The organism is Phytoactinopolyspora endophytica (assembly GCF_004138495.1).
Lineage (GTDB): Bacteria > Actinomycetota > Actinomycetes > Jiangellales > Jiangellaceae > Phytoactinopolyspora > Phytoactinopolyspora endophytica.
Map to the genome: position 1 here is coordinate 24,543 of NZ_ML142859.1, position 922 is coordinate 25,464.

At 67.2% G+C, this 922-nt stretch carries 1 protein-coding gene; it reads left to right on the forward strand.

The annotated features are described in order from the left end of the window. Nucleotides 1–59: 59 nt before the first annotated feature. On the forward strand, nt 60–922 hold an 863-nt coding region (locus ELR45_RS20270; protein WP_240759969.1), incomplete at its 3' end, for an aldose epimerase family protein.

Sequence of the window (922 nt, forward strand, 5' to 3'; positions counted from 1 at the left end):
ACGTAAGCTGAGCGTGTTGTCTACAGGCCAGCGACCCCACCGGTCGATGAGGAGAGCGGATGCTCGAGCAGAAATCGCCAGCCGTGACCGCAGAGGTCTTCGGGACCACGTCCGATGGGACGCAGGTGGACGCCTACACGTTGAGCAGTCCGTCGGGCCTGCGGGTCCGGATCCTCACCTACGGTGGGATTCTGCAATCGATCGAGGCGCCGGACCGTGCCGGGCGGCCGGCGAACGTCGTGCTGGGCTTCGACAACCTCACGGATTACCTGGAACGCAACCCCTACTTCGGCACCGTCACCGGCCGTTACGCCAACCGCATCGCGGGCGGAGCGTTCACCTTGGACGGTGCGGCGTATCAGCTCACCCGGAATCGCCCGCCGCTTCACCTGCATGGAGGGACGGCGGGCTTCAGCCACAAGGTGTGGTCGGCTCGCATCGTGGGCGATGGAAGCGACGCCGATGCGGCCGTGGAGCTGACCTATACCAGCCCGGACGGCGAGGAGGGCTATCCGGGGACGCTTGAGGCGGTGGTCCGTTACACGCTCACCGGCGACGGCGAGCTCCGCGTCGACTACGGCGCGACGACGGACGCCCCCACCATCGTGAACCTCACCAACCACGCCTATTTCAACCTGGCCGGTGAGGGCAGCGGCAGTATTATGGGCCACCTGGTGCAGCTCAACGCGGACCAGTACACGCCCACTGATTCGATGGCTATCCCGACCGGTGAGCTCGCGCCGGTGGAGGGGACTCCCCTGGATTTCCGGGAGCCCGTGGACGTGGGGGCACGGATCCGCGAGGCGCACCCACAGCTCGTGATCGCCGGCGGCTACGACCACAACTATGTGCTCGCACGTGACGGCGACGGCCTGGAACTGGCCGCTCGCGTGACCGAGCCGGGAAGCGGCCGGGTCCTCTC